Source organism: Moraxella sp. K127, assembly GCF_015223095.1.
Lineage (GTDB): Bacteria > Pseudomonadota > Gammaproteobacteria > Pseudomonadales > Moraxellaceae > Moraxella.
On the sequence record NZ_JADFBZ010000039.1, the window covers coordinates 1 to 22,568 of the forward strand.

17 protein-coding genes, 4 tRNA genes and 2 pseudogenes are annotated in these 22,568 nt (G+C 42.4%); 17 read left to right on the top strand and 6 right to left on the bottom strand.

Features of this window, described 5'->3' with window-relative positions:
* Positions 1 to 199 precede the first annotated feature (199 nt).
* Both IM753_RS09115 and IM753_RS09120 read left to right on the top strand, forming a co-directional pair.
* A complete protein-coding gene (locus tag IM753_RS09115; protein WP_194109138.1) occupies positions 200 to 616 on the top strand; it encodes a hypothetical protein in 417 nt (138 codons plus the stop codon).
* 9 nt (positions 617 to 625) lie between these two features.
* A complete protein-coding gene (locus tag IM753_RS09120; protein ID WP_194109139.1) occupies positions 626 to 4,327 on the top strand; it encodes a putative Ig domain-containing protein in 3,702 nt (1,233 codons plus the stop codon).
* A gap of 77 nt (positions 4,328 to 4,404) precedes the next feature.
* Here IM753_RS09120 and IM753_RS09125 read toward each other — a convergent pair whose 3' ends face one another.
* Positions 4,405 to 5,091 carry a YidB family protein gene (locus IM753_RS09125; RefSeq protein ID WP_194109140.1) on the bottom strand — a complete coding sequence of 229 codons (687 nt, stop codon included), beginning with the start codon at positions 5,089 to 5,091 and terminating at the stop codon, positions 4,405 to 4,407.
* Between the two features lie 341 nt (positions 5,092 to 5,432).
* Between IM753_RS09125 and IM753_RS09130 the strand changes: the two genes are divergently transcribed.
* The 3 genes from IM753_RS09130 to IM753_RS09140 all read left to right on the top strand — a co-directional run bounded on the left by IM753_RS09130 (position 5,433) and on the right by IM753_RS09140 (position 7,621).
* Positions 5,433 to 5,795 (top strand): sulfurtransferase TusA family protein, encoded by a 363-nt coding sequence (locus tag IM753_RS09130; protein WP_065255973.1) that lies wholly within the window; start codon positions 5,433 to 5,435, stop codon positions 5,793 to 5,795.
* A gap of 591 nt (positions 5,796 to 6,386) precedes the next feature.
* Positions 6,387 to 7,238, top strand: coding sequence for an RNA polymerase sigma factor RpoH (gene rpoH, locus IM753_RS09135; protein WP_208854347.1), 852 nt, complete (start codon positions 6,387 to 6,389; stop codon positions 7,236 to 7,238).
* Between the two features lie 17 nt (positions 7,239 to 7,255).
* On the top strand, positions 7,256 to 7,621 hold the full coding sequence (locus IM753_RS09140) for a DUF423 domain-containing protein (protein WP_065255974.1): 366 nt from the start codon (positions 7,256 to 7,258) through the stop codon (positions 7,619 to 7,621).
* Positions 7,622 to 7,678: 57 nt separating this feature from the next.
* On the opposite strand, the gene IM753_RS09145 is transcribed toward IM753_RS09140, so the two are convergent.
* Complete coding sequence (locus tag IM753_RS09145; RefSeq protein WP_065255975.1) at positions 7,679 to 8,041, bottom strand: diacylglycerol kinase; 363 nt, start codon at positions 8,039 to 8,041, stop codon at positions 7,679 to 7,681.
* 102 nt (positions 8,042 to 8,143) lie between these two features.
* Between IM753_RS09145 and IM753_RS09150 the strand changes: the two genes are divergently transcribed.
* From IM753_RS09150 to IM753_RS09175, 6 genes are all read left to right on the top strand, one after another.
* Positions 8,144 to 8,455 (top strand): hypothetical protein, encoded by a 312-nt coding sequence (locus tag IM753_RS09150; protein WP_194109141.1) that lies wholly within the window; start codon positions 8,144 to 8,146, stop codon positions 8,453 to 8,455.
* Positions 8,452 to 8,823 carry a hypothetical protein gene (locus IM753_RS09155; protein ID WP_194109142.1) on the top strand — a complete coding sequence of 124 codons (372 nt, stop codon included), beginning with the start codon at positions 8,452 to 8,454 and terminating at the stop codon, positions 8,821 to 8,823. Before IM753_RS09150 ends, IM753_RS09155 begins: the two co-directional genes overlap by 4 nt.
* An 88-nt stretch (positions 8,824 to 8,911) precedes the next feature.
* On the top strand, positions 8,912 to 10,495 hold the full coding sequence (locus IM753_RS09160; RefSeq protein WP_194109143.1) for a peptide chain release factor 3: 1,584 nt from the start codon (positions 8,912 to 8,914) through the stop codon (positions 10,493 to 10,495).
* 15 nt (positions 10,496 to 10,510) lie between these two features.
* A complete protein-coding gene (locus IM753_RS09165) occupies positions 10,511 to 12,358 on the top strand; it encodes an ATP-binding protein (protein WP_194109144.1) in 1,848 nt (615 codons plus the stop codon).
* Positions 12,331 to 13,572 (top strand): hypothetical protein, encoded by a 1,242-nt coding sequence (locus IM753_RS09170; RefSeq protein ID WP_194109145.1) that lies wholly within the window; start codon positions 12,331 to 12,333, stop codon positions 13,570 to 13,572. Before IM753_RS09165 ends, IM753_RS09170 begins: the two co-directional genes overlap by 28 nt.
* 87 nt (positions 13,573 to 13,659) lie before the next feature.
* Positions 13,660 to 14,478 carry a putative RNA methyltransferase gene (locus IM753_RS09175; RefSeq protein ID WP_194109146.1) on the top strand — a complete coding sequence of 273 codons (819 nt, stop codon included), beginning with the start codon at positions 13,660 to 13,662 and terminating at the stop codon, positions 14,476 to 14,478.
* Between the two features lie 58 nt (positions 14,479 to 14,536).
* Here IM753_RS09175 and IM753_RS09180 read toward each other — a convergent pair whose 3' ends face one another.
* Positions 14,537 to 15,709, bottom strand: a complete 1,173-nt coding sequence (locus tag IM753_RS09180; protein ID WP_255518658.1) for a cytochrome-c peroxidase — start codon at positions 15,707 to 15,709, stop codon at positions 14,537 to 14,539.
* Between the two features lie 635 nt (positions 15,710 to 16,344).
* Here IM753_RS09180 and IM753_RS09185 point away from each other — a divergent pair.
* Positions 16,345 to 17,901 (top strand): subtype B tannase, encoded by a 1,557-nt coding sequence (locus IM753_RS09185; protein WP_194109147.1) that lies wholly within the window; start codon positions 16,345 to 16,347, stop codon positions 17,899 to 17,901.
* A 60-nt stretch (positions 17,902 to 17,961) separates the two neighbouring features.
* On the opposite strand, the gene IM753_RS09190 is transcribed toward IM753_RS09185, so the two are convergent.
* The 3 genes and pseudogenes from IM753_RS09190 to IM753_RS13335 form a co-directional block, all read right to left on the bottom strand.
* The gene (locus tag IM753_RS09190) at positions 17,962 to 19,083 is read right to left on the bottom strand and encodes an aminotransferase class V-fold PLP-dependent enzyme (protein WP_194109148.1); all 1,122 of its coding nucleotides are present in this window, start codon (positions 19,081 to 19,083) and stop codon (positions 17,962 to 17,964) included.
* A 74-nt stretch (positions 19,084 to 19,157) separates the two neighbouring features.
* Positions 19,158 to 19,316 (bottom strand): annotated as a pseudogene (locus IM753_RS13330) (hypothetical protein); the annotation flags it as partial.
* Between the two features lie 124 nt (positions 19,317 to 19,440).
* A pseudogene (locus IM753_RS13335) lies at positions 19,441 to 19,719 on the bottom strand (DUF4126 domain-containing protein); the annotation flags it as partial.
* A 216-nt stretch (positions 19,720 to 19,935) separates the two neighbouring features.
* Between IM753_RS13335 and IM753_RS09200 the strand changes: the two are divergent.
* The 5 genes from IM753_RS09200 (at position 19,936) to IM753_RS09220 (ending at position 22,539) form a co-directional block, all read left to right on the top strand.
* A tRNA-Thr gene (locus IM753_RS09200) sits at positions 19,936 to 20,011 on the top strand.
* A gap of 82 nt (positions 20,012 to 20,093) precedes the next feature.
* Positions 20,094 to 20,177, top strand: a tRNA-Tyr gene (locus IM753_RS09205).
* A 22-nt stretch (positions 20,178 to 20,199) separates the two neighbouring features.
* Positions 20,200 to 20,273 (top strand) — tRNA-Gly (locus IM753_RS09210).
* Positions 20,274 to 20,292: 19 nt separating this feature from the next.
* Positions 20,293 to 20,367 (top strand) — tRNA-Thr (locus tag IM753_RS09215).
* A 1,131-nt stretch (positions 20,368 to 21,498) separates the two neighbouring features.
* Positions 21,499 to 22,539, top strand: coding sequence for an OmpA family protein (locus IM753_RS09220; RefSeq protein ID WP_194109149.1), 1,041 nt, complete (start codon positions 21,499 to 21,501; stop codon positions 22,537 to 22,539).
* Positions 22,540 to 22,568: the final 29 nt, after the last annotated feature.

Consider the following 22,568-nt stretch of genomic DNA (forward strand, 5'->3'; position numbering starts at 1 on the left):
TCAAGCATAGATCTTTTGTTGTTATAGAACCCAACACCTGCAAAAAAGTCCAATATGTTGAAGTCTATAACATATTTGGCTTTAAAAAGTTTTATTTATACGATTATCTTAACCAACCCTAGGAGACTACTATGTCTAAAATTCAAGTACTTACCGAGAAAGAAACCAATAATAATTTTGGTAAAAGATTATGAGTGAAATGACAGAAAAAGACAAAAAACATATAAGAATGATAGAAATCACAGGCGGAGTGATATTAATTTTATATGCACTTTGTCAATGGGTGTTTTTTCCTTATATTGCAGTAACAAAAGCAGAAAAGGGCAAGTTTAAAGAAGCTTGTGCTTATGTGGTTGGTAGGGAAAAAACAAAAGCTTCCCACAAAAATATCATTATGATTAATGGCAAGTATTATGATGATATTGATATATTTGCAATTTCTGCTACTTTACCAACAAATAAACAGATAGTTTGGGATAATTTCCCTATTAAAAAAAAACGTAGTCATTTATCAAAAATAGAACCCAACATCTGCAAAAAAGTCCAATATGTTGAAGTCTATAACATATTTGGCTTTAAAAAGTTTTATTTGTACGATTATCTTAACCAACCCTAGGAGACAATTATGTCTAAAATTCAAGTTCCAACCCAACACCAAACCGATGGTTTTTTAGGCACTGTCAGTGCTGTTAATAATATTTGGTCTGGCTTTAATAGTTTTAGTCAAAGCAATACAGAGGAGACTTATCGCTCTTTTCAACTGATGTTTTCTGACATTGTGGGAATTTTAAAAGAGTATACCGATTCCCCTGCCTTTAAGAAAATTACCAAAGCGGTTGATTTTAGTAAGAATTTAACCATTCTTGATAGACTGGCTTTTAATATTGATGATTTTAAAGATACAATAAACCCTGAAAATAAAGAAAAATACAATAATGGGTTTGTTAAAAAATCCCTTATCATTGATATTTTTGCCGATACTACCGCCTTAGGCGATGCTTTATTGGATTTAATTGGCAAAGTCCCAACAGTTAAATTTAATCCAGTTAATGTAGTATTTAATATCATTTCTTTTTATGCAACCACCACCAGTAACTCTATGAACAGCCACCCTGATTGGAATGACAAGCAGGTCATTCACACCAGTGAGATTGATAACTTTTTATTAGACGGTGCGTTATTGACTTTGGAAAATTGGCCTGTGTTAATTAAACCATTGCTTGATGTCTTTGATAACTTTGTGCCTGATATTTTCTCGCCTTGGATTACGCCTGATACCATTACTTTCTCTGGCGATATAGATGGCAAGCCTACCAATGATATCATTGATGCCAATAAATTCTTTGATGATGAATATACCATTTATGGCAACGCAGGTAACGATACTTTGATTGGTGGTTATAAGAAAGATTTGCTAGATGGCGGTACTGGCAATGATATTCTAATTGGTAATGGCGGAGATGATGCTTTCCATGACGAACAAGGCTACGACACTTACCACATCAAAGACCACGACACCATCTTTGATGCTGATGGCAAAGGACGTATTCTCTTTGACAACAAACCCCTACCCACAGACTTTGTCCTAAAACAAGGCTCATCAGGCATATGGGAAGCCAAAGACAGTGCAGGGAATGTGCTATATACTGCCATCAAAGGGGTAAATGATTTATTAATTACTTCTACTGATTCTCCTGCTGACCGAGTTACCATCAAAGACTTCTTCCTTACCTCCACCAAGCGAGACACCACATATTCAGCCCTTTCTATCATCTTAGGCGACAGTCAAGCAGACATTGATAAAAATCGCACCTACACCATCAAGGCAGATGACAAATACTTCTCTAACATCTACACAGGCGGATTCCCCACCGATTATCTTGATATCTATGGTTCAAACAAGACTGACACCATCTTTGGCACAGGCAGAAAATACCTAAACATCGATGCAGGTGATGGGCATGACCTGATATTCGGTGGCGATATGGCGGATGTTATCAGAGGTGGGGCAGGTAATGATGTTATATCAGGTTCGCCTAACTTTTATGACTTTGAACCCGAAGATAGCACAAGACTACCAAAACCAGAAAAGGACAGCGAAGGTAACCTTATCGGTGTCGATAAAGATTTAATCATCGGTGGAGAGGGTAACGACCTGATTGCAGGCGGTATTGGCGATGACATTATTTGGGTGGATCATGAGTATAAATCAAATGGTAAAACACCGATACATACCGACTCAAATAATCCCAACAACACCCATAACAACAAAAAAGGTGATTGGGCATTGGGCGGACGAGGTGATGATGTGATTCATGGTGGTGCAAACCAAGACTTCCTACAAGGTGGGGCGGACAGTGACATCATCTATGGTGGTGGCGGTGATGATGTGATATTGGGTGATGGGCATATTAGGTATGGCACGAAGTCCAAGACCATATTTAACTCGTCAAGCATTGACTATGAGATGACCATCGGTGGCGGTATTCATCCGCTCGTGCCGGGTGGTGTTTATAGCAGACCTGTATTCAGACAGGGCAATACCTTGTCCATCGAGCATAGATATGACAAGGGTAAGCACATACAGGACAAACAGCCAAGTGCCTATTATAGAGACCCCATAACCTTTGAATGGACACTTACGATAGATGCAGACAAAGGTGATTATACCATCACGCCACATGAAGAAGTGAAGCTAAGTTATGATAAGCATGCTTTTGAATCAAAACATGCCAATGACACTCTATATGGCGGTGCAGGGGATGACCTTGTCATCGGTCAGTATGGTAATGATTATCTAGATGGTGGTAAGGGTGATGACATCCTATGGGGTGATGACAACAGAGATGCAAGCATCGAAGGGAATGACACGCTAAAAGGCGGTACAGGACGAGATAGGCTAATTGGTGGCAAAGGGAATGATACTTATGTGTTTGACCTAGAAGACATCAAAACAGAGGCAGATGGCAAAACCATCATTGATGCGGACAATAATGGTCAGTTGATTGTAGATGGCAAAAACTGGGCGGGCAAGACATGGGTGGTTGATACCAACTTCAAAGACATTTATTTTGATGATGAGGGCAATAGACTGGATAAGAAAGGCAGTGAGTACATCATCACGGTCAAAGACGCTGGGGCAACCATCACCATCAAGGATACGCCAGTAGCGAAAGGCGATGCGGATGACATTCTGCTGGGCATGATACTCGCCAAAGAAGTTAAGAACACCGCTCCCATCGTTCATAATCCCGTCTCTGACCAGATGGTGTTGGCAGAGCGAGACATCGCACTCGGTCTTGGCGAGGTATTCTTCGATGCTGATGGTGATGAGCTGACGTATAGCATCCAAGGGGCGGATGGGCTGCATTTTGACCCTGCTACGAAGATGCTGACAGGTAAAGCACCTGATAAAGGGGTGTTTAACATCACATTGACCGCTACCGACCCCAAGGGCGAGCATGCCAATACCAGCTTCACACTAAGAGTGAATGAGCGACCAACGCTCGTCTCTGCCTTGACTCTACCGCTTGTGCTAAGCCAAGATGATGCCATGATTCGGATAGGTCTAGATAAGCTGTTTGTTGATAACGATGGTGATGCGTTAAGTTATTCGCTATCGGCAAATTCTTTGAGCGGTGTCTACATTGACAACAACCATCTTATCATAGACCCTGCGACCACAGAGATTGGCATGCATGATATTACCGTGACAGCGACAGACAGCTTCGGTCAGAGTGTCAGCACCAATGCCAGCTTTACCATCAAAGGCAGTGAACCCATCGTGATGCCAGAGCCTGTCCTGCCCATCACTCCTACGCTCGATCCTACCATTCGTGGTAAGCGATATGTGGGCAAGCTCGGTGCTGATGACATCACAGGTGATGATAAAGCCAATACCATGAGTGGTCTGACAGGGGATGATGTCCTAAGTGGCGGTCGTGGCAATGACACGCTAATCGGTGGATTTGGTCATGATACCTTAATTGGCGGACTCGATAACGACTTGCTTATCGGTGGCTATGGCAATGATACTTATCTGTATCACAAAGGCGATGGTCTAGACACGATTCGTGATGTTGGTGGGCTCGATATCTTAAAGATTTCGGGGCTGATGTTGTCTGATTTGGGCTTTATTAAACAAGGTAATCATCTGCTTATCGATGTCAAGCAAAATGATGATGGCATTATTATTGAAGATTATTTCAAATCAAACAGTATCATAGCAAGCCAAAAATCCCATGTTCCCAACATAGAGCGCATCTACATTAATGATAAGTTTGTTGGGCATGATGAGATTATCAAGATGGCGGATGTGGTTATCTAAGGTTTAAGACTAAGGGTGTTAAAAAAGAGTGTTTAGTAACACTCTTTTTGCAGTCTGCTGATGGCGGATTGTGCTGATTAACCTTGCAGTTGTTTTAGAATCTGACTAATCTCAGCATTGGCTTCGCTCTCAGTGGCTAGGTCGCCATTGGGGGTTAGGTCGTTCATCACCTGCGGTAGTAGCTCGGCAATGCCTTGGCAGACTTCTGTCTCGCTCGCCCCTGTTTGCTGACAGGCACGGTTAATCTCATCTTTGCCAAACAGACTCATCACGTCTTGGGCGTCTAGTCCGTCATTATCGGTGTCGATGTTTACCCATGATTGGGCTTTATTGCCCAGTCCGTTGCCTTGGAATTTAGCAAGTACGCCTGACAGACCACCATTTTTTTGGATATAGCCCAGTACGATGGGGATAAGAGCAAGGAGTAGGGTATTTTTGTTAAACCCGCCTTTTTGTTGGGCGGACTGACTGCCAAGCACTTGACCCAACACACTGCCTAGGTCACTGGCAGGGACGTTTTGGCGAGTCTGTCCACCGCCTAGGAGCGAGCCTAGCATACCGCCTAGCCCGCCTTGGGCTTGACCACCGCCAAGCTGACTTGCCACCACTTGCCCAAGCATACCGCCCAGACCGCTGTTTTGTTGGGATTGACCGCCAAGTACGCTACCTAGCATGCCACCGAGTCCGCTATTTTGCTGTTGGGTTTGACCGCCTGTTAGGGCGTTTTGGGCGACTTGGGTGATGATGTTTTGTAATAAACTCATGGAGTATCCTATCAAATAAAGTAAATATTGGCGAAATTGCCAAATCATGCATTATCTTATCAGAATTTTAGTGAACCTGCGTTATTTTTATTAAAGGTTTTTGTAAATAGATGAATTATTAAGCGACGTGGGTTTGTTTATAGTGGTGTCTGTTTTATTTTACACCATGCCAAAAATTGACATAAGAAACATAACGATTTGGCTTATAAAAAATAATGCGGACATTATCCAAACTAGGATTTGCTCTATGGTTATCTTGCAAAGGCATGGATTTGTCCCCATGATGGGTTATTCTAAGCTGTTTTTGAGCCATTTTTTAAGCCCATTTTTGAGCGATTGCCATGACCGATTTATCTGCTGTTTTTGACCTTATTGATGACATTGTGCCTGCTGATGTGGCAGATGATGTTAATATGACGGATGCTTTGCACTTTGCCTTGACCGAGCATGTGATAACTGCCGATGACGTGGCGTGTGTCAGTCATTTTTTTGATGCACGCCGTCTGCCTTGCCCCATGCCTTTGTTAAAGGCAAAAGTAACCTTGCGAGATGTGGGGGCAGGGCGGGGCTTGTATCTGCTTGCCACCGATAAAAATTCACAAACCGACCTTGTGGCGTATTGCCATAAAAACGGGCTGACGGTCAAGACGTGGGCGTATGGGCAAACAGATACCATCTTTCACTTTTTGATTAGAATGTGTTGAGTGTTGGTATTTGCCATGAAAAATACTCATTTAAAAAGCAAGGGAATCGCCCATTTTTCATGTAAAAATAATTTAAATTCATAAAATTTCACCAAATGTTAATAAATGTTATCAATGTTCACACGTCCTAACAAAAAGCTGTAAAAACCGCTAGCATTTGGGCGGATTTCGGCTTAAAATGGGGCGATATTTAAACTGATGATTTGTTGGTAGAAAGAAAACATGCCCAAAAATTATGATTATGATGGTTTTGATGACTTTGACGATTATGGCGGTGATTATGCCGATGAGCGTGATTTTAAGTCATCTAATACGTTAGATGAAGATGAGCTGGATAATGGATTAGATGAGCTTGACGGTTTTTCTGATGAGATACTGTCTGATGAGTTGTTATCTGATGAATTAGACGAACTAGATGGTTTTCATGAGATTGATGATGACGCTGATGAGCTGGCATTGGATGAGTCAGAGCATGAATTAGAAACAGATGGGCAGTCCCATGATAGGGCAAGCCTTGCCCCTGTGCTTGCCAGTCATGCCCCCAGTGCCGTACCACGCTATGATGTCGCCACCAAGGATTTGGTGCCTGCCATGCCCACCAATTTGACCGCCCCAGGGGTGAATTTGGGGGCGTACATCAATACCGTACATCAGATTCCTATCCTAACCCCCGACGAAGAGCGAGAGCTTGCCGAGCGGTACTATCAAGATGGCGACGTGGAAGCGGCACGGCTACTGGTCATGAGTCATTTGCGGTTTGTGATACACATTGCACGCAGTTATTCAGGTTATGGTCTGTCGCAGGCGGATTTGATTCAAGAAGGTAATTTGGGGCTTATGAAAGCGGTCAAACGCTTTGACCCTACCAAGGGCGTACGCCTTGTGAGCTTTGCGGTGCATTGGATTAAGGCGGAGATTCATGAATTTGTCATCAAAAATTGGCGGATTGTCAAAGTTGCCACCACCAAAGCCCACCGCAAGCTGTTTTTTAATTTGCGTAGCCTTAAAAAATCAAGCAATCAGCTCACCTTAGAAGAAGCCGAAGCCATCGCCAAAGACCTAAACGTCACGGTCAAGCAAGTCCTAGAAATGGAATCACGCTTGACCAGTTATGATGCGTCCTTTGAGCTACAAGACTCTGATGATGAAGATGGGCGTTATGCTCCCCAGCTTTTTTTAGAAGATGGGGTCAATCCTGCCGAGATGGTCGAAGATGCCGACTGGGAAGAGAATACGACCACCGCCCTAAAAGAAGCGATGGACGGCTTGGATGAGCGTTCCCGGGACATCATCACTCAGCGTTGGCTTGCCGACCAAAAATCCACTTTGCATGACTTAGCGGCGGTCTATAACATCTCAGCCGAGCGGGTGCGTCAGATTGAGAAAAACGCCATGGATAAAATCCGTGAAGCGATGACCATTGATAACATGCTCTTTGATTAGAACGAACAGACGAACAAATGATAAACTGGATAAAAGTAGCAGGCGTGAACCTTGCGACAGCGGTAGCACTTGGAGCGTTTGGGGCTCACGGCTTAAAGAAAACCGCCACGCCTTACGAGCTTGATATTTGGCAGACTGCCACGCTTTATCTGTTCGTGCATGGCTTGGGGATATTGGCGTTGGGCGTGCTAGGGGCGGTATCTACCTATCGCATTCATAAGGTTGCCATAACCCTACAAATAGGCATTGTCATATTTAGTGGCACGCTCTACTTGATGGCACTGGGAATGCCTAGATGGCTTGGGGCGATAACCCCAATGGGCGGAACGCTACTTATCATCGGCTGGCTGATGTTGGTTTTTGTTAAAAAGTCGGATGGCTGATGGGTTGATTAATGATTAATAATGATAAAAGGGCAAATGGTTTTTGCTCTTTTTGTTTTATCCAAACACCGCCATGCCCCACAGCACTGCCACCAAAATGAGTGCCAGAGATTGAGCGGACGAGCCGACATCTTTGGCGATTTTAGCAAGGGGGTGATGCTCCATGGACGTGTGGTCAACGGCAGCTTCTAAGGCGGTATTAAAAAATTCCACAATGAGCGACAAAAACGACCCTGCCACGAGCATCATCTTAACCGCCAAGGCAAAATCCAACCATAATGCCAATCCCATTAAAGGCAAATGCAAAATAATGAGCTGAAAAATCGCAGGCTCTTTGACAGCCACCTTAAAGCCGTCTTTGGAGTACGACAGCGTATTGATGATGCGTTTTAGCCCTTTGGTTTTGTTAAATTCGGACATGGTTTTTTTCCTGTGGATTGGCGATTGATTATAGCACTTTTTCAATATTGACAAAATCTCAGAATTTGGGATAATGATTAAAATTTCAAGAGAAACGATACGATGATTACCCTAGACCTACCCCCACAACTACAAGAAGTCATCATCGCCACCGCCGAAAAACAAGGCGTAAGTGTTAATGACTATATCTTAAATGCCATCAAAACCACTTTGGATAATGACACACCAAAACACATAGATGATGTACTTGTTTTTGATATGGAAGCGATGAAAGAACGCTTAAAGGGTTTTGAAAGCAAAGAAGAAGCGTTAAAAAATGGCTTGGTACTACCGCAAGGGCTTGACAGAGAAGGCTTGTCGGCTTGGTTAAGAGAAAATCTACCCAAACGCTCCGAGCAAAGGACGGTAGTATGAAAGTGGTTTTTGCCAATTGGTTGGAAAATAACTATTTAAGTTTTGATGATGACTTACGTAATGCGGTTTTGGATTTTGCTATTCATGTGCAAACCAACGGTCTAAAAGGCTTAAAAGGTCGCAATAAATCGTCTGCCCCACCCAACCCCCACACCAAAAAAGAACATCAGCACGCCAAATTCGCCCAAAAATATTGTCTTTGGCATTATCATTTGGGCGTGCCGTGCTATGTACAGCAAACCAATGGCGATTTTACGAGTGAATATATCCTGCATTATTGCCACTACAATGATGTGATTGTGCTGGTGGATATTAGCACCCACCCACCTTTTGTATTGCCAAACGTGGATAAATTGGCTTATGATTGACCGCTTGTGGCGGTTTTTTAATGTTTAGTTTTTGCCCATTTCCCCCTTTTCAAGTATAATAACCGTTTTATTTTATTAAGAAATTCTTATGAGCCAATTATCCCAAGAAATCAACGCCCGCCGTACATTCGCCATTATCAGTCACCCTGACGCAGGTAAAACCACCATGACCGAAAAGCTCCTATTGTGGGGCAAGGCAATCCAAGTCGCAGGAGAGGTGCGTGGACGTAAAGCCGACCGCCATGCCATGTCCGACTGGATGAGCATGGAGCAAGAGCGTGGTATCTCTATCACGACATCGGTCATGCAATTTCCCTATAAAAATCATGTGGTTAATCTACTAGACACCCCCGGACACGCCGACTTTTCAGAAGACACTTACCGCACGCTGACCGCTGTGGACTCTGCCCTTATGGTCATTGACGGAGCCAAGGGTGTAGAAGAGCGAACGATTAAGCTCATGGAAGTGTGCCGTATGCGTGATACGCCCATTATTTCATTTGTCAATAAACTTGACCGTGAAATCCAAAATCCGCTTGCCCTGCTTGATGAGATTGAAAGCGTCCTAAAAATCAAATGCGTGCCATTTGCCTATCCCATTGGCATGGGGCAGGATTTTGTGGGCGTATATAGTTTTGTGGATAACAAGACTTATTTTTATAAAAAAGGCTTTGGCTCACAAATCACGGATATCGAGAGCCGAGACGGTTACGACCATGCCGACATCAAGGAACGACTTGGGCAGATTTTGTGGGATGAGTTTATGGACAACATTGAACTTGCCCAAATGGCATACGAAGACTGGGACGTGGACGAGTTTTTGGCAGGACGACAAACGCCTGTCTTGTTTGGTACGGCGTTGGGTAACTTTGGCGTAAACATGATTTTGGACGTGCTGACCCAATACGCTCCTCCCCCAAAAGACCATGTGGCGGTAGAACGTACCGTCAAAGCGGACGAGCCTGCCTTTACGGGCTTTGTCTTTAAAATCCAAGCCAACATGGACCCCAAGCACCGAGACCGTGTCGCCTTTATGCGAGTGTGTTCGGGCAAATACGAGCGTGGCATGAAAATGAACCATGTGCGTATTGGTAAAGAAGTGCGAGTGTCGGACGCACTCATGTTCCTAGCGGGCGACCGTGAAGCCTTAGAAGAAGCGTATGCTGGCGACATCATTGGCTTGCACAATCACGGTACGATACAGATTGGCGATAGCTTCACAAGTGGCGAGACCTTGAATTTTACAGGCATTCCACACTTTGCCCCCGAGCTGTTTCGCCGTGTGGTGCTAAAAGACCCGATGAAATCCAAGCAATTACAAAAGGGCTTACAACAGCTTAGCGAGGAAGGAGCGACCCAAGTGTTTATGCCCCAAATCAATAACGACCTGATTTTGGGGGCGGTGGGCGTGCTACAATTTGAAGTGGTGGCACACCGTTTGCTAGAAGAATATAAGGTGCAATGCACCTTTGAGCCGATTAGTATCGCAACCGTGCGTTGGGTACACTCGGATGATAAAGTCGCCTTTGAAAAATTCAAGAAAAAAGCCCACGACCAGTTGTCGGTGGATGGTGGCGGATATCTCACCTACCTTGCCCCAAGCCGTGTCAATCTGCAACTTATGCAAGAGCGGTATCCAGAAGTGGAATTTCGGGCGACAAGGGAGCATTGATTAAGGAGTAATGATATGAGTGCAGGTTTTATTGAGCATCTAAAAAACAAAACCAACAAAGATAGCAATACAAGTATCTTGTTGGCTCAGTGGGAGTTTGATCAAAAATTGGTAGGCAAGGCACTAGAGAATATTGCCAGCTACTATCCGCATTTTAGCAATCATAATGAATCGAACTCACATCAAATTTTGGTAAACATTGAGAGACTGCTTGGTGATAATATTCATTTATTATCCGCAACAGATACTTGGTTACTATTGGAGTCGGCTTATTGGCATGATGTTGGTATGCTATTTAGTGGTCAACAAGCCCAAGAGGCTATTCATAATAGGGATTTCATAGAATATCTGGATATGCTAGCCAATGACAATGCTCAAGATTTGCATCAATTTGCCAAAACATGGCAAACAAAAGGCTGGCAACAAGCACTTGCTATGTATGACAATCCTATGCTAGGTACAGAAAAATATCGCCAACTCATGGCTGAATGGTACCGTCGAAAACATCCTGAACGTTCACAGCAGTTTGCTTTAGACCCTTTTAAAGACCTAAATATTAATTCGCCACGAACCGAATTATTACCCCAACGTCTCTATCGTTATTTGGGTCAAATTTGTTTGGCTCATGGTACGAGCTTTGAGCAAGTCATGAGCGAGTTACCTTATCGACAAACGGGCATGGGAACCGAAAATTGTCATCCGAGATTTGTTGCATGTTTGTTACGCTTAGGTGATTTATTTGATATAGATGACAATCGTTTTTGTCCTGTCATGAGAAAACAGCCTGTTGCCATACCAACGTTAAGCGAAACGCATTACCATAAACATCTTGCTATTCGAGAGTTTCAACTGGATAATCAAACTGTGAGTATTACGGCTGAATGTCCTGATGGATATTCTTTTATTGAAACTCAAAATTGGTTTGGTTGGATTAAAGAAGAAATGCAAAACCAGATGTCGCAATGGAAAAATATCGTTCCACATCGCAAATTTGGTTTATTGCCAACCATTCAAAAATTAGATGTTCGGATGCAATCATCTAAGGTATTACTTAGTGGTAAACCAATGAAATTTCAACTGGATGAAAAGAATGTAACAGAGTTATTGCAGGGTAGTAACTTATATAGTGGTGAATCCAATATTTATCGAGAGCTTATCCAAAATGCAATAGATGCAACCTATTTGAGAATATGGATAGAGCATGGTGTTCGTAAAAATAATTTAAAGATAACAGATAATTTACATCCTTTTCACGATGATTTTCAAAAGATACTAGAGCAGTACCCTATAGATATTGATTTTATAAAAATTGCAGATGATAATAATTCTGATAGCAGTCTATGGCAGTTATCTATCACCGATAGAGGTACAGGGATTAGTTTAAAAGATTTGGAATATATGCAAAAAATTGCAGGTTCTAGTCGCAATATTGAAAAGAAAAGACTAATTCAAGATATGCCAGTTTGGATGAGACCTTCTGGGGCGTTCGGCATAGGATTGCACAGTGCCTTTTTGTTATTAAAAGACGGAAAGCCTGAAAATAACAAGATTCTAATAGAAACTACCAGTATCGTGGATAATTCTTCTTATAAGATAGAGATGAACTCGCCGCTATCAAGCAATCAAGGTTATTGTTTCGTAGAGCGTATTTCTGAAGTCGAACATGTAAAAAGAGAGTATGGCACCAAGTTAATGTTGCGACTTAACCTTGATAGGCGTGGGAAAAAATTTAATGAATCAGGATTGTCTTTTAATCGACATAAAGGTTTTAATTCTATAATTTCGGATATTCAAAAAAATTATGATGTTATCAAGAGTCCTGCTTTTGATTATTTGTGCGTATTGGATATTTTTGCAAAATAGAACAAATCATAATTTCATCTTCTGCATATTTTAAATTTAATAAGAAAAAATATGATTATCAAGTTTATAATGATGGAAATCTTTATTGGAGTAAAGAATTTAATTTTTACATACATTTATTGAAAACTAATTTTGAATCATTAGAAGATTTTGGAACTTCAAGAGGATTAACATTTTTTAAAGGTCAAAAAGTTGATGATATATTTACAAATTATTTTGATTTCTCATTCGATTTTTATGGCTTTGATGCAAAAGAGGCCTTAGGCTTGGATAGAAATAAATGGAAAAAAGATTTTTTAGAAAATATCATATACAGTGATAATTTTTTAGAAAAAGCTTTATACTCCGCATTATCTTCAAACTCCGAAGCAATCAAGAAGCACATTCCTCATCAAGCATTTGACATTATTTTGCAAATGCTTGATGAGCCAGAAATGTTGAAACCCCGTGACAATTGGGATAATTTTAAATTTTTCAATGAGTCAAAGACTTTCTTTGGTGATTCCTTAAAAGATAAGAATAGTTTTAAGAAACTCCTAGAGGTGAAAAATTTTTATCTGATCAATCATGGCAATGTTGATGATATTTCAAAAAATATTGATAGGAATGATTTAATTATAACAGAAAGTTATGGATGTTATAATTTATTTTTTGAAATTTTTAAAAAAGAGTGGTGTAAAAATGGAGGCATAATAAATTATCCGAATCAATCAAGTTTTGGTGTTTATCATTTTACCAAGGAAAACAGTAATAATAATTTAATTGTTAGAACAGTTCAATATGCTATTAGTGGATATGATAATAGAATTATTATTAATCAAGATATGCTGGATGAATTTGATATGGGTCATTTTAAACTTCTGGCATGTCGCAGTGAGGCTCATTTAAATATTGCAGGAAAAGAAAATAAAAATCTTTCAGAGTCATTTTTAATTCTACCTTACTTCCTATTTTGGGAAAAAGATGAATTATGTATTAGTAAGAAGCATAATTATGATTTCTTGGTAGAATCCACGTTCCAAGATTTGCAAAAAAACAATGTTAATATAACAAGGGAAAGTGTTGAACAAAAATACAATGAGTTGATAGAATTTGTTGATGAAAGAATGAGCCTATTGGATTTTTGGAATGAAGCTTTAGAGAGGGGTGCAAAGAATAATCCAAAGAGCAAACAAGAAATTGATGAAATATTTAATGCTTGTTTGAAACAATGAATGCTTGCATTATCCAAGGAGATCTTGTTTGGATTGCATTGTGTTAATTTTATATAAAAATTAACACAATGCAACGAAGTGATAGTTATGAATTTAATTTGCCCAATCTGCCACACACCCCTAACCCTACACGGCAAAACCTATACTTGCCACAACCGCCACAGCTATGATGTCAGCAAAGACGGCTATATCAACCTACACGTAGTTCAGCACAAAAACAGCCACACCGCAGGCGACACCGCCACATCGGTACAGGCTCGCAGACGGTTTTTGGCGGGTGGATTTTACGAACCGCTAAGGGACAAAGTTGGGCAAATCATCGATGAGCTTGCCCCAACATCGGTGCTAGACATCGGTTGTGGGGAAGGCTACTATACCGCTCGCATGGCACGCATCGCCCAAGTCATCGGGCTTGACATCGCCAAGACCGCCATTATCACCGCTTCTAAAACCTACAAAAACACCGACATCGGCAAACACATCACTTGGGTGGTTGGTACAGGGGCGGTGTTGCCTGTGGCGGACGATAGCGTGGATATTTGCACGAGTCTGTTTAGCCCCTTACCAAAGGCTGAGATGTTAAGGGTGCTAAAGCCAAACGGTCATCTGCTTGTGGCAACCCCTGCTCCCATGCACCTGCACGCCATGCGTGAGAAGCTGTTTGACACCGTCAATCCGCATAATCCTGCCAAATTTATAGGCGAGCTTACCCCAGAATTTAGACTAATCAATAAATGGCAAATAGATGCTGATTTATGCCTTGATAACCAAAGCCTAAATGATTTGATAGATATGACCCCTTATACCTATAAAGCCAAACTTGACCGTAAGACGGCATTAAAAGCACAGGATAGGTTTGATGTTAGGGCAAGTTTTTGTGTGTATTTGTTTAAAAGGTCGATTTAAAAACTCTTCAAATAATAAAAAATAAGGCAATCATCAGACTGCCTTATTTTTTGTTTTATCATTCCCCAAATGGGTTGGGTAATGGGGTGTTAGGGTTAGACGGTGGTAGGTGTGGGTATTGGAACTTGGGCTGGTCGCCTGTCAGCGTTTTTAAGAACGCCACGATGTCCGCTGTCTCTGCGTCCGTGAACTCTTTATTAAGCTGGATTTTACCCATGATTTGCACCGCTTCTTCGAGCGAATTGACTTGACCGTCATGGAAGTAGGGGTAGGTTAGCTCAATGTTTCTAAGCGTTGGCACCTTAAAGAGCATTTTATCTTCGGGCTTGCCTGTTACCGCAAAGCGACCTTCGGCTAGGTTTTTGGTGGTGTACTGCTCAAATACGCCAAATTTTTGGAATGAGCCACCGCCGAGCAGTTCGCCATTATGGCACGCCACACAGCCTGACTGTTTAAAGGTTTGATAACCACGCAATTCTTGCTCATTGATGGCATTGTCATCGCCAGCGAGCCATTTATCAAAGCGACTGTTGGGCGTAACAAGTGTGTCTTCAAAGTTTGCCAAAGCACGAGTTACCTGCTCAATGGTGATGGCGTCTGTGTAGTCGCTAAACGCCCCTTTAAACTCATCTTGATAAGCAGGAATGCTGTTTAGCACCTTGACCACATGGTCATGGGTAGACGCCATTTCAAGGGGGTTTTCAATCGGGCCACCGGCTTGTTCTTGCAGAGTTTTGGCTCGTCCGTCCCAAAATTGGGCAATCGCCAAGCCACTATTTAGCACGGTTGGCGAGTTAATCGGGCCTTCTGCCCATTTATGTCCGATGGACGTTGGCATGTTGTCCGTGCCACCCATGGCAAGGTTATGACAAGAGTTGCACGACAGTCCGCCTGATTTGGATAGACGTGGGTCAAACCACAGCTTTTGCCCTAAGGCGACTATCTCAGGGTTGTCAATCTTAGGAATGGCGATGGGTTTGATGGGTTCATCAGGGCGAGCGCTGACCAGACTTGTCATGCTGGCAAGGTGTTCCACTGTGGTTGCTCCGTGCAGTTCCTGTGCGGTGGCAGGCGTGCTGGCGGTGCTAGGCTCTGCCTTATCTGTGGCGACAAGCTCGCTTTGGCTTGGGATTCGGGCGTATTCGGTCAGCATAAACAGACCGATAAACACAACCGCCAACACAACCAGTAGGCACGAGACGGTAATCATTGACAAACCTAATTTTTTCATGGCTATCCCCTAAGGATTGGCTGGGGCGTGCCGAACCTTTATAACAAATTTACAATTAAAAATATTTTAGAAATAAATCAATCGTTTTTGCATGAAAAATGGCTATCCGACCACTTAATCGGGTAAATTTTCAAGATTTTAACTCAATTTTTTAAAATTAAGTGGTCGGATTGTTTTTCTTCGTCAAAAACTTGCTTGATAGAATGACTATCAATCTGCGTTTTTTTCCTTGAAAAACGTGCGATTCCCCTGCTTTTTTAAACAGGCATTTTTCATTGCAAATATAAAAGTTCAACACGCCTAAATACACATTTTTTTTATGGATTTAATATTAAAATGCTTTGCTAAATTTGTATATTGCAAAAAATTGATTATTTAAATAAAATTAATTTATAACCAAGTATTATAGTAAGAATTCAGCAAAAGTTTTGTGGATTTGAAACATAATAAACACAAATGACAATGTCGGTCTTGATGTCGGTCAATAATCATGCACTCATTCCTAAAGTTTATAGAAATAAATCATTTGCCAAACTTTGCTAATACTTTTATTTTTGTACATGGGCTTTTATTTGTTTTGAAAAAGTTATATGATAATGACAATTCTTATTATCTATTATTTACCGAGACGAGTCATGCCAAAATTTATCCCATTATCCTCCTTATCATTTGCCGTATTATTTGGATTATCCGCCTGCACCACACCCATTTCCCAAAATACACACACAAATGCAAATACAGATAAGCTCGCCATGACCGCCATACCCAGCTCTTTAACATTTAACCCCAATAATTACAAAACCATGACCATTACCCAAGACGGGCAAAGCCTTGTCGTGCGTGCCTTTGAAAATATTCCCTATGTGGCAAACCCCACCGAGCCTGATTATCAAGTGATGAATATCTATATCCCTGAGGTGTATTTTACAGGCGATACTATCAACGGCTACACGGCAGACACCGCCCCGATATTTTTCCCCAATGGCGTGGGCGGATATATGCCCGCCAAGCCGATGACTGCCGAGAGTAGGGCAGGGCGAGACGGTAGAGTAAGAACCAGTAGTGTTGCCACCGCTCTCATGCGTGGCTATGTCGTGGCAAGTGCAGGGGCTAGGGGGCGGACGCTTGGCACGGACGGCAACTACACGGGCAAAGCCCCGTCCGTCATCGTGGATTTAAAATCCGCCATTGCCTACCTAAAAGCCAATGACGCACTCATGGCAGGGCGAGCTGACCGCATTATCGCCAATGGCACGTCCGCAGGCGGGGCGATGTCGCTACTTTTGGGGGCAAGTGGCGGTAGCACGGACTATCAAGCCGAGCTACAAAAGGCAGGGGCGATTACAAATGCTGATGACAGCGTGTTTGCCGTGTCCGCCTATGCTCCGATTACCAATCTTGAAAATGCCGACATGGCGTATGAATGGCAATTTAATGGTATGTTTGTTGATTATCAAAAAATGCACATCTCTATGCTTGACTACAACGTCAAACGTGAACGCATAAAGGCAAGCCTAACGGACGAGCAAAAAATTTGGTCAAATGAATTAAAATCCAATTTTCCCAGTTATATCAATGGGTTAAAATTAACAGGGCATAACGGACAAGCATTAACATTGGATAATAATGGCAATGGCACCTTTAAAGATGAAGTGATTTATTATTTAAATAACTCCGCCAATACCGCCTTTAAAAATGGCACGGATTTGACGGAATTTGACTTTTTGGCACAAAGAAAATCTGCCAATCCTTTTTATGTGGCGGATTTTGACGGTTATCTGGCGTATCTAGGGCGTGGCAAGGGCGTACCTGCGTTTGATGCGATAGATTTAACCAGTGGCGAGAATAATTTGTTTGGCGATAAGACCGTAAACAATCAGCATTTTACCGCCTTTGGCAAAAAATACGGACAAGGGAGCATGGCGGACGCTCACACTATCAAGATGATGAATGCGATGAATTATATCGCCCAAAGTCCCACCGAGCATTGGCGTATCCGTCATGGGGCAAAGGATAATGATACGTCCCTTGCCGTGCCTGTGATACTAGCGACCGCCTTACAAAATCAGGGCAAGAACGTGGATTTTGCCTTGGCGTGGGGTGTGGGTCATGGTGGGGATTATGATTTGAATGAGTTGTTTGATTGGGCGGATAAGCTCGTTAAGGCGAATGATGTGGGGAAATCCGAATAATTGCATAAGACAAACAAAAAGCCCAACATCACATTGGGCTTTTCATATTAACAAAGAAAATCAAAAAACGTCATCACACGCCTGCTTAAATCGTGCCACCGTGCCTGATACATCGGTCAATTTATCAAGCCCAAACAGCCCAACTCTAAAACTCTTATAATCAGACGGTTCGCCCACTTGTAGCGGTACGCCCCCTGCGATTTGTACACCGACTTTGGCAAACGCCACGCCTTTATGTACATCATCATTTGGGGCGTGGCAGACGATTACCCCCACCGCTTGACTGTCTTTATCCGCCACGCTTATGACCCCTTTGTCATTTAATACTTGCAAAATGGCTTGCCCCAGCTCGATTTGGGCAGATTTGAGTTTGTCAAATCCTATCGCTTGGCATTCTTTTAGTGTGTCTCTTAACTGTCTTAGTCCGTCTGTGGGCATGGTGGCGTGATAGGCGTGTCCGCCATTTTCATAGGCGGTCATGATGTTCGCCCACACCTTTAAATCTAAGGCAAAACTTGTAGATTCGGTGCTTTGCACCAGCTCTTTGGCACGCTCAGACATCATCACAAGTCCACAGCAAGGCGTGCTGGACAAACCCTTTTGTGGGGCGGAGAGCAGTACATCAATGCCTAATGCTTTCATGTCAAGCCACACACAGCCCGATGCGATACAATCAATCACCAAAATCCCGCCCGCGTCATGCACCGCTTGACCTAGTGCCTTGATATAGTCGTCTGACAACATCATGCCAGAAGCGGTCTCAACGTGGGGAGCAAACACCACGCTTGGGCGGTTTTGGCGGATATGGGCGGTAACTTCGTTAATGTCGGCAGGAGCGAATATAGCAGGATTGCCGTGGATTTGGGCGGTAAAAACGTGCGTGGATTTGGCGATACGTCCTTTTTCCAAAATCTGCGTCCAGCGATAGCTAAACCAACCATTTCGCACAATCGCCACGTCTTTGTCCGTGGCAAGCTGACGGGCGACCGCTTCCATGCCTGATGTGCCAGAACCGGGGATGATCGCCACGCCATCGGCATGATAAAGCTCTTTTAAAGTGGCGGATAAGTCTCTCATCACGTTTTGAAATTCGGTAGACATATGGTTCAACGCTCGGTCGGTATAGACCACCGAATATTCCAAAAGTCCTTGTGGGTCAATGTCGTCTCGTAAGGCAGGCATGGTTTTGTCCTTAAAAAGTGGGTTTGGGATAATTTACAAAAATTTAGGATAAATTGCAAATGGTTTTTGCCAAATCACACCGATTCGCTTGCCTTATGGCGGTTTTTGAGTTTAACGACAAGCCAAATAAATACTACAATACCCACGACCGCAACCACCCCTGCCAATACAGGGGCGAATATGGCAAGTGCCGACAGTCCAATGGCGGTGCCAGTCTCTGCCAGTCCGATGACGGGGTTGGCGACACCAGCGGTCGTGGCGGTTGAAACGGCTCTGGCACCGGCGGTTGTGGTCTTTGGTCGCTGCCGCTCCGCCCCCTGCCACGATGGCGAGCGCCCATGTCATCGCAGGACTCATGTCGGTCAGACTGCCTGCCATGCCTGCCAGTGGTACGGCAATAGTGTCAAGCAAATTATCCACAAATGGCACTAAATAAGACATGGACTCAGCGATGCTCGCCACCACCAAAATCACCAAGGCGGTCGTACTGCCTAGCCACAGCCAGCTTTCACCTAAGGGCAATATGCCAAAATAGCTTGCCAGCGACATGCCAAACAATGGCGCAAACACCCGAAAGCCTGAGCTTGCTGCCAAGCCAATACCAAGACAAATGCTCAAAATCATCTCTGCTGTCATTTTTGTACTCTTTTAAAAATAGGATGATGCCATTATACAAAAACATCGGCAGGCGTGCGAATGATTTGTATGTCAAATAATAAAAAATACCAAGCCCACTGCCAGAAAACAATTAATATAAAAAACAGGGACTTATAAAATAATTTTAAAAATTTTTAAAAAAATACTTGCACAAATCAAAAACTATGGTATCATACGCACCACTTAGGAAACACCGCCGGCTTAGCTCAGTTGGTAGAGCAACTGACTTGTAATCAGTAGGTCGCCAGTTCGATTCCGGCAGCCGGCACCACTCCTAAGAAACCTTTCAGGTCAAGCCCCTTTGTTGGGCTTAATCTTTTAACAGACCATTAAAAGACATGCCTGTACCACTTGGTGGGGTTGGGGAGCGGTCAAACCCAACAGACTGTAACTCTGTCGCGAAAGCTTCGAAGGTTCGAATCCTTCCCCCACCACCATATTTCCCTACCAAATACCCATGCGGGTGTGGTTTAGTGGTAGAACCTCAGCCTTCCAAGCTGATGGTGCGGGTTCGATTCCCGCCACCCGCTCCATTTATTAGCAAAACTATTTGCTCTTGTAGCTCAGGGGTAGAGCACTTCCTTGGTAAGGAAGAGGTCGCGAGTTCAATTCTCGCCAAGAGCTCCATATCTGACCCTTTGAAATGCTTATTTCAAAGGGTTTTTTGATGTAACTCTATCTATATCCCATCATTTCATCCCTTCTGCGGTATCTGTCTGCATACCATTTGTTTTCTTAGTTTACTCCATGACTTATGACTGATTCATTTGCTTTTTGGGGTTGATTTGCCTGCTGTCAAAACATGCTTGATGACATTCATGAATTAAGTTTTTTAAAGCAGATGATTTCTCTGTTTTTAGGACGTGCCTACCTTTGGTATTTGCAATGGAAAACACCTGTTTAAAAAAGCAGGGGAATCGCACGTTTTTCAAGGAAAAGTTCGCCGTTGATATTGAAATATCAACAAGGATTTTGACTTCGAGCCACAATCCGACCACTTAACTGGGTAAATTTTAAGATTTTAACTTAACTTTTTAAATTAAGTGGTCGGATAGCCATTTTTCATGCAAAAATAGATAAAAGTTTTAAATTTTCATCTTATTTTATAAAAATGTTATCAAATGGTAGGTACGCCCTATTATTTATAATCAATAAACAACTCAAACTGTGACGAAATGTATGTTTTTAAGTAAACTTATGTAAAAACATACTGCCAAATCATGAACAATAAATAAACATTTTGCTGGTAGTTAACTTTTATTTATAACTGAAGAAATGGTATGTTATTGATTTTTATAATGATATAAGTTGATAAAATCAAACAGCTGTAATAAGTCAAGTAAATTCTGATGTCCAAGCAGTTTATATCCGACTGTTTTGCTTGGCATGATTTTTGCAACATGATAAATGTCAATCTTATCTTTTGTGTGAATTTTGGAAAAGCTTATCATAACTGACATGAGATAAAGTGTCATGATAAGCTTAACTGTATTAAAAATTGTACATCTGTGACATTTTTTGTCAGCGGTGTGACAATTTTTGACGGTATTTTTGCATAATTTTACAACTAAGATGGGTTTGATTGCCACAAAAACGAGATGATGAGCATGATTTAAAAGGCATTTTGTGAACCCAAAGTCTGCCGTGATGTTGATGTATTGTCGTTTAAAAAGTATCATGACAGGCATACCACACAAAAATGAGTTTTAAATGTATTATGCAAGTAGTTACCATAATTTATGTTTATGAGGAGTTGCCATGCAACTAAAAAAATTAGCCTTCATCGGTTCGGCACTGATGATGGCAATTCATGCGCATGCCGATGTACGTTTAGGCAATCAAGTTACATGGAAGATGTCAAGTCAAGGCGCGGTAGATGAGTTTACCAATCTAGCCACGCATGATAATGCTGGTGGTGTGGTTTTCATCAGACCGCTTGCCAATGCAGAATCTTCTGAGCAGTCTAGCACCAACATTGCCATCAATGACCGCTATCTAACTAGCCTGCAAGATGGACATTATACATCTGGTGTGGCATGTGCAGGCAATGTCCAAATCAGTGCTGTTCCCACGGGCAAAAAAACCAACGATTTATCCGCCCAATCCATCCGCACCCATCTGAGCCCAAAACAGATACAATATTTTGTGGTACAAGCTGGCAATAATCATAAAGCCAATCTGGTGCAGATAAATGCCAATCGGGCTCATGAACTCATCCAAGGGGTACGCCGTCAGGCTCATCAGGTTAGTCGTCTGCCACAGCCTGATGACTGTGCTTCGGTGCAATACAGCCAGCAACAAGTAACCCCCCCCCAAGCCTCTTCTTTGGTAATTATTCCTGTAAGGGCAGAGACACACGTACAGCCTAGCCAGTCTTCCTATGTATCATCTGTTTGGTCATCTAATGTGCAGCCTAATCAGCCGTCTTATGCGGTGCAGATGGATAAGTCTTATGAGACAGAATCTGATACTTTAAATCTAACCATCCAATTTGACCATGACAAAAGTCATGTCAAATCATCTTTTCAAAAAGACCTTAGCGAAGTTGCCAATTTTCTAAAACAGCATCCTAGCACCAATGCCACCATTGAAGGGCATACCGACTCAACAGGTGCTGCCAGTTATAATCAAAAACTCTCTGAACGTCGTGCCAAAACAGTCAAACATTTGTTGATAAAAAATCATGGCATTGAAAAATCTCGCCTATCTACCATCGGTCATGGCGAATCTCAACCTATTGCAACCAACAATACCCAAGCGGGGCGTTATAAAAATCGCCGTGTTGTTGTGTCACAATAATCATCATGTAGTTTAGTATAAGGATAATT

What these genes read in the sequence shown, in the direction of transcription:
- IM753_RS09115 (WP_194109138.1), top strand. Translation starts at nt 200, where the DNA reads ATGACAGAAAAAGACAAAAAACATATAAGAATGATAGAAATCACAGGC.
- IM753_RS09120 (WP_194109139.1), top strand. Translation starts at nt 626, where the DNA reads ATGTCTAAAATTCAAGTTCCAACCCAACACCAAACCGATGGTTTTTTA.
- IM753_RS09125 (WP_194109140.1), bottom strand. Translation starts at nt 5,091, where the DNA reads ATGAGTTTATTACAAAACATCATCACCCAAGTCGCCCAAAACGCCCTA.
- IM753_RS09130 (WP_065255973.1), top strand. Translation starts at nt 5,433, where the DNA reads ATGACCGATTTATCTGCTGTTTTTGACCTTATTGATGACATTGTGCCT.
- rpoH (WP_208854347.1), top strand. Translation starts at nt 6,387, where the DNA reads ATGCCCACCAATTTGACCGCCCCAGGGGTGAATTTGGGGGCGTACATC.
- IM753_RS09140 (WP_065255974.1), top strand. Translation starts at nt 7,256, where the DNA reads ATGATAAACTGGATAAAAGTAGCAGGCGTGAACCTTGCGACAGCGGTA.
- IM753_RS09145 (WP_065255975.1), bottom strand. Translation starts at nt 8,041, where the DNA reads ATGTCCGAATTTAACAAAACCAAAGGGCTAAAACGCATCATCAATACG.
- IM753_RS09150 (WP_194109141.1), top strand. Translation starts at nt 8,144, where the DNA reads ATGATTACCCTAGACCTACCCCCACAACTACAAGAAGTCATCATCGCC.
- IM753_RS09155 (WP_194109142.1), top strand. Translation starts at nt 8,452, where the DNA reads ATGAAAGTGGTTTTTGCCAATTGGTTGGAAAATAACTATTTAAGTTTT.
- IM753_RS09160 (WP_194109143.1), top strand. Translation starts at nt 8,912, where the DNA reads ATGAGCCAATTATCCCAAGAAATCAACGCCCGCCGTACATTCGCCATT.
- IM753_RS09165 (WP_194109144.1), top strand. Translation starts at nt 10,511, where the DNA reads ATGAGTGCAGGTTTTATTGAGCATCTAAAAAACAAAACCAACAAAGAT.
- IM753_RS09175 (WP_194109146.1), top strand. Translation starts at nt 13,660, where the DNA reads ATGAATTTAATTTGCCCAATCTGCCACACACCCCTAACCCTACACGGC.
- IM753_RS09180 (WP_255518658.1), bottom strand. Translation starts at nt 15,709, where the DNA reads ATGAAAAAATTAGGTTTGTCAATGATTACCGTCTCGTGCCTACTGGTT.
- IM753_RS09185 (WP_194109147.1), top strand. Translation starts at nt 16,345, where the DNA reads ATGCCAAAATTTATCCCATTATCCTCCTTATCATTTGCCGTATTATTT.
- IM753_RS09190 (WP_194109148.1), bottom strand. Translation starts at nt 19,083, where the DNA reads ATGCCTGCCTTACGAGACGACATTGACCCACAAGGACTTTTGGAATAT.
- IM753_RS09220 (WP_194109149.1), top strand. Translation starts at nt 21,499, where the DNA reads ATGCAACTAAAAAAATTAGCCTTCATCGGTTCGGCACTGATGATGGCA.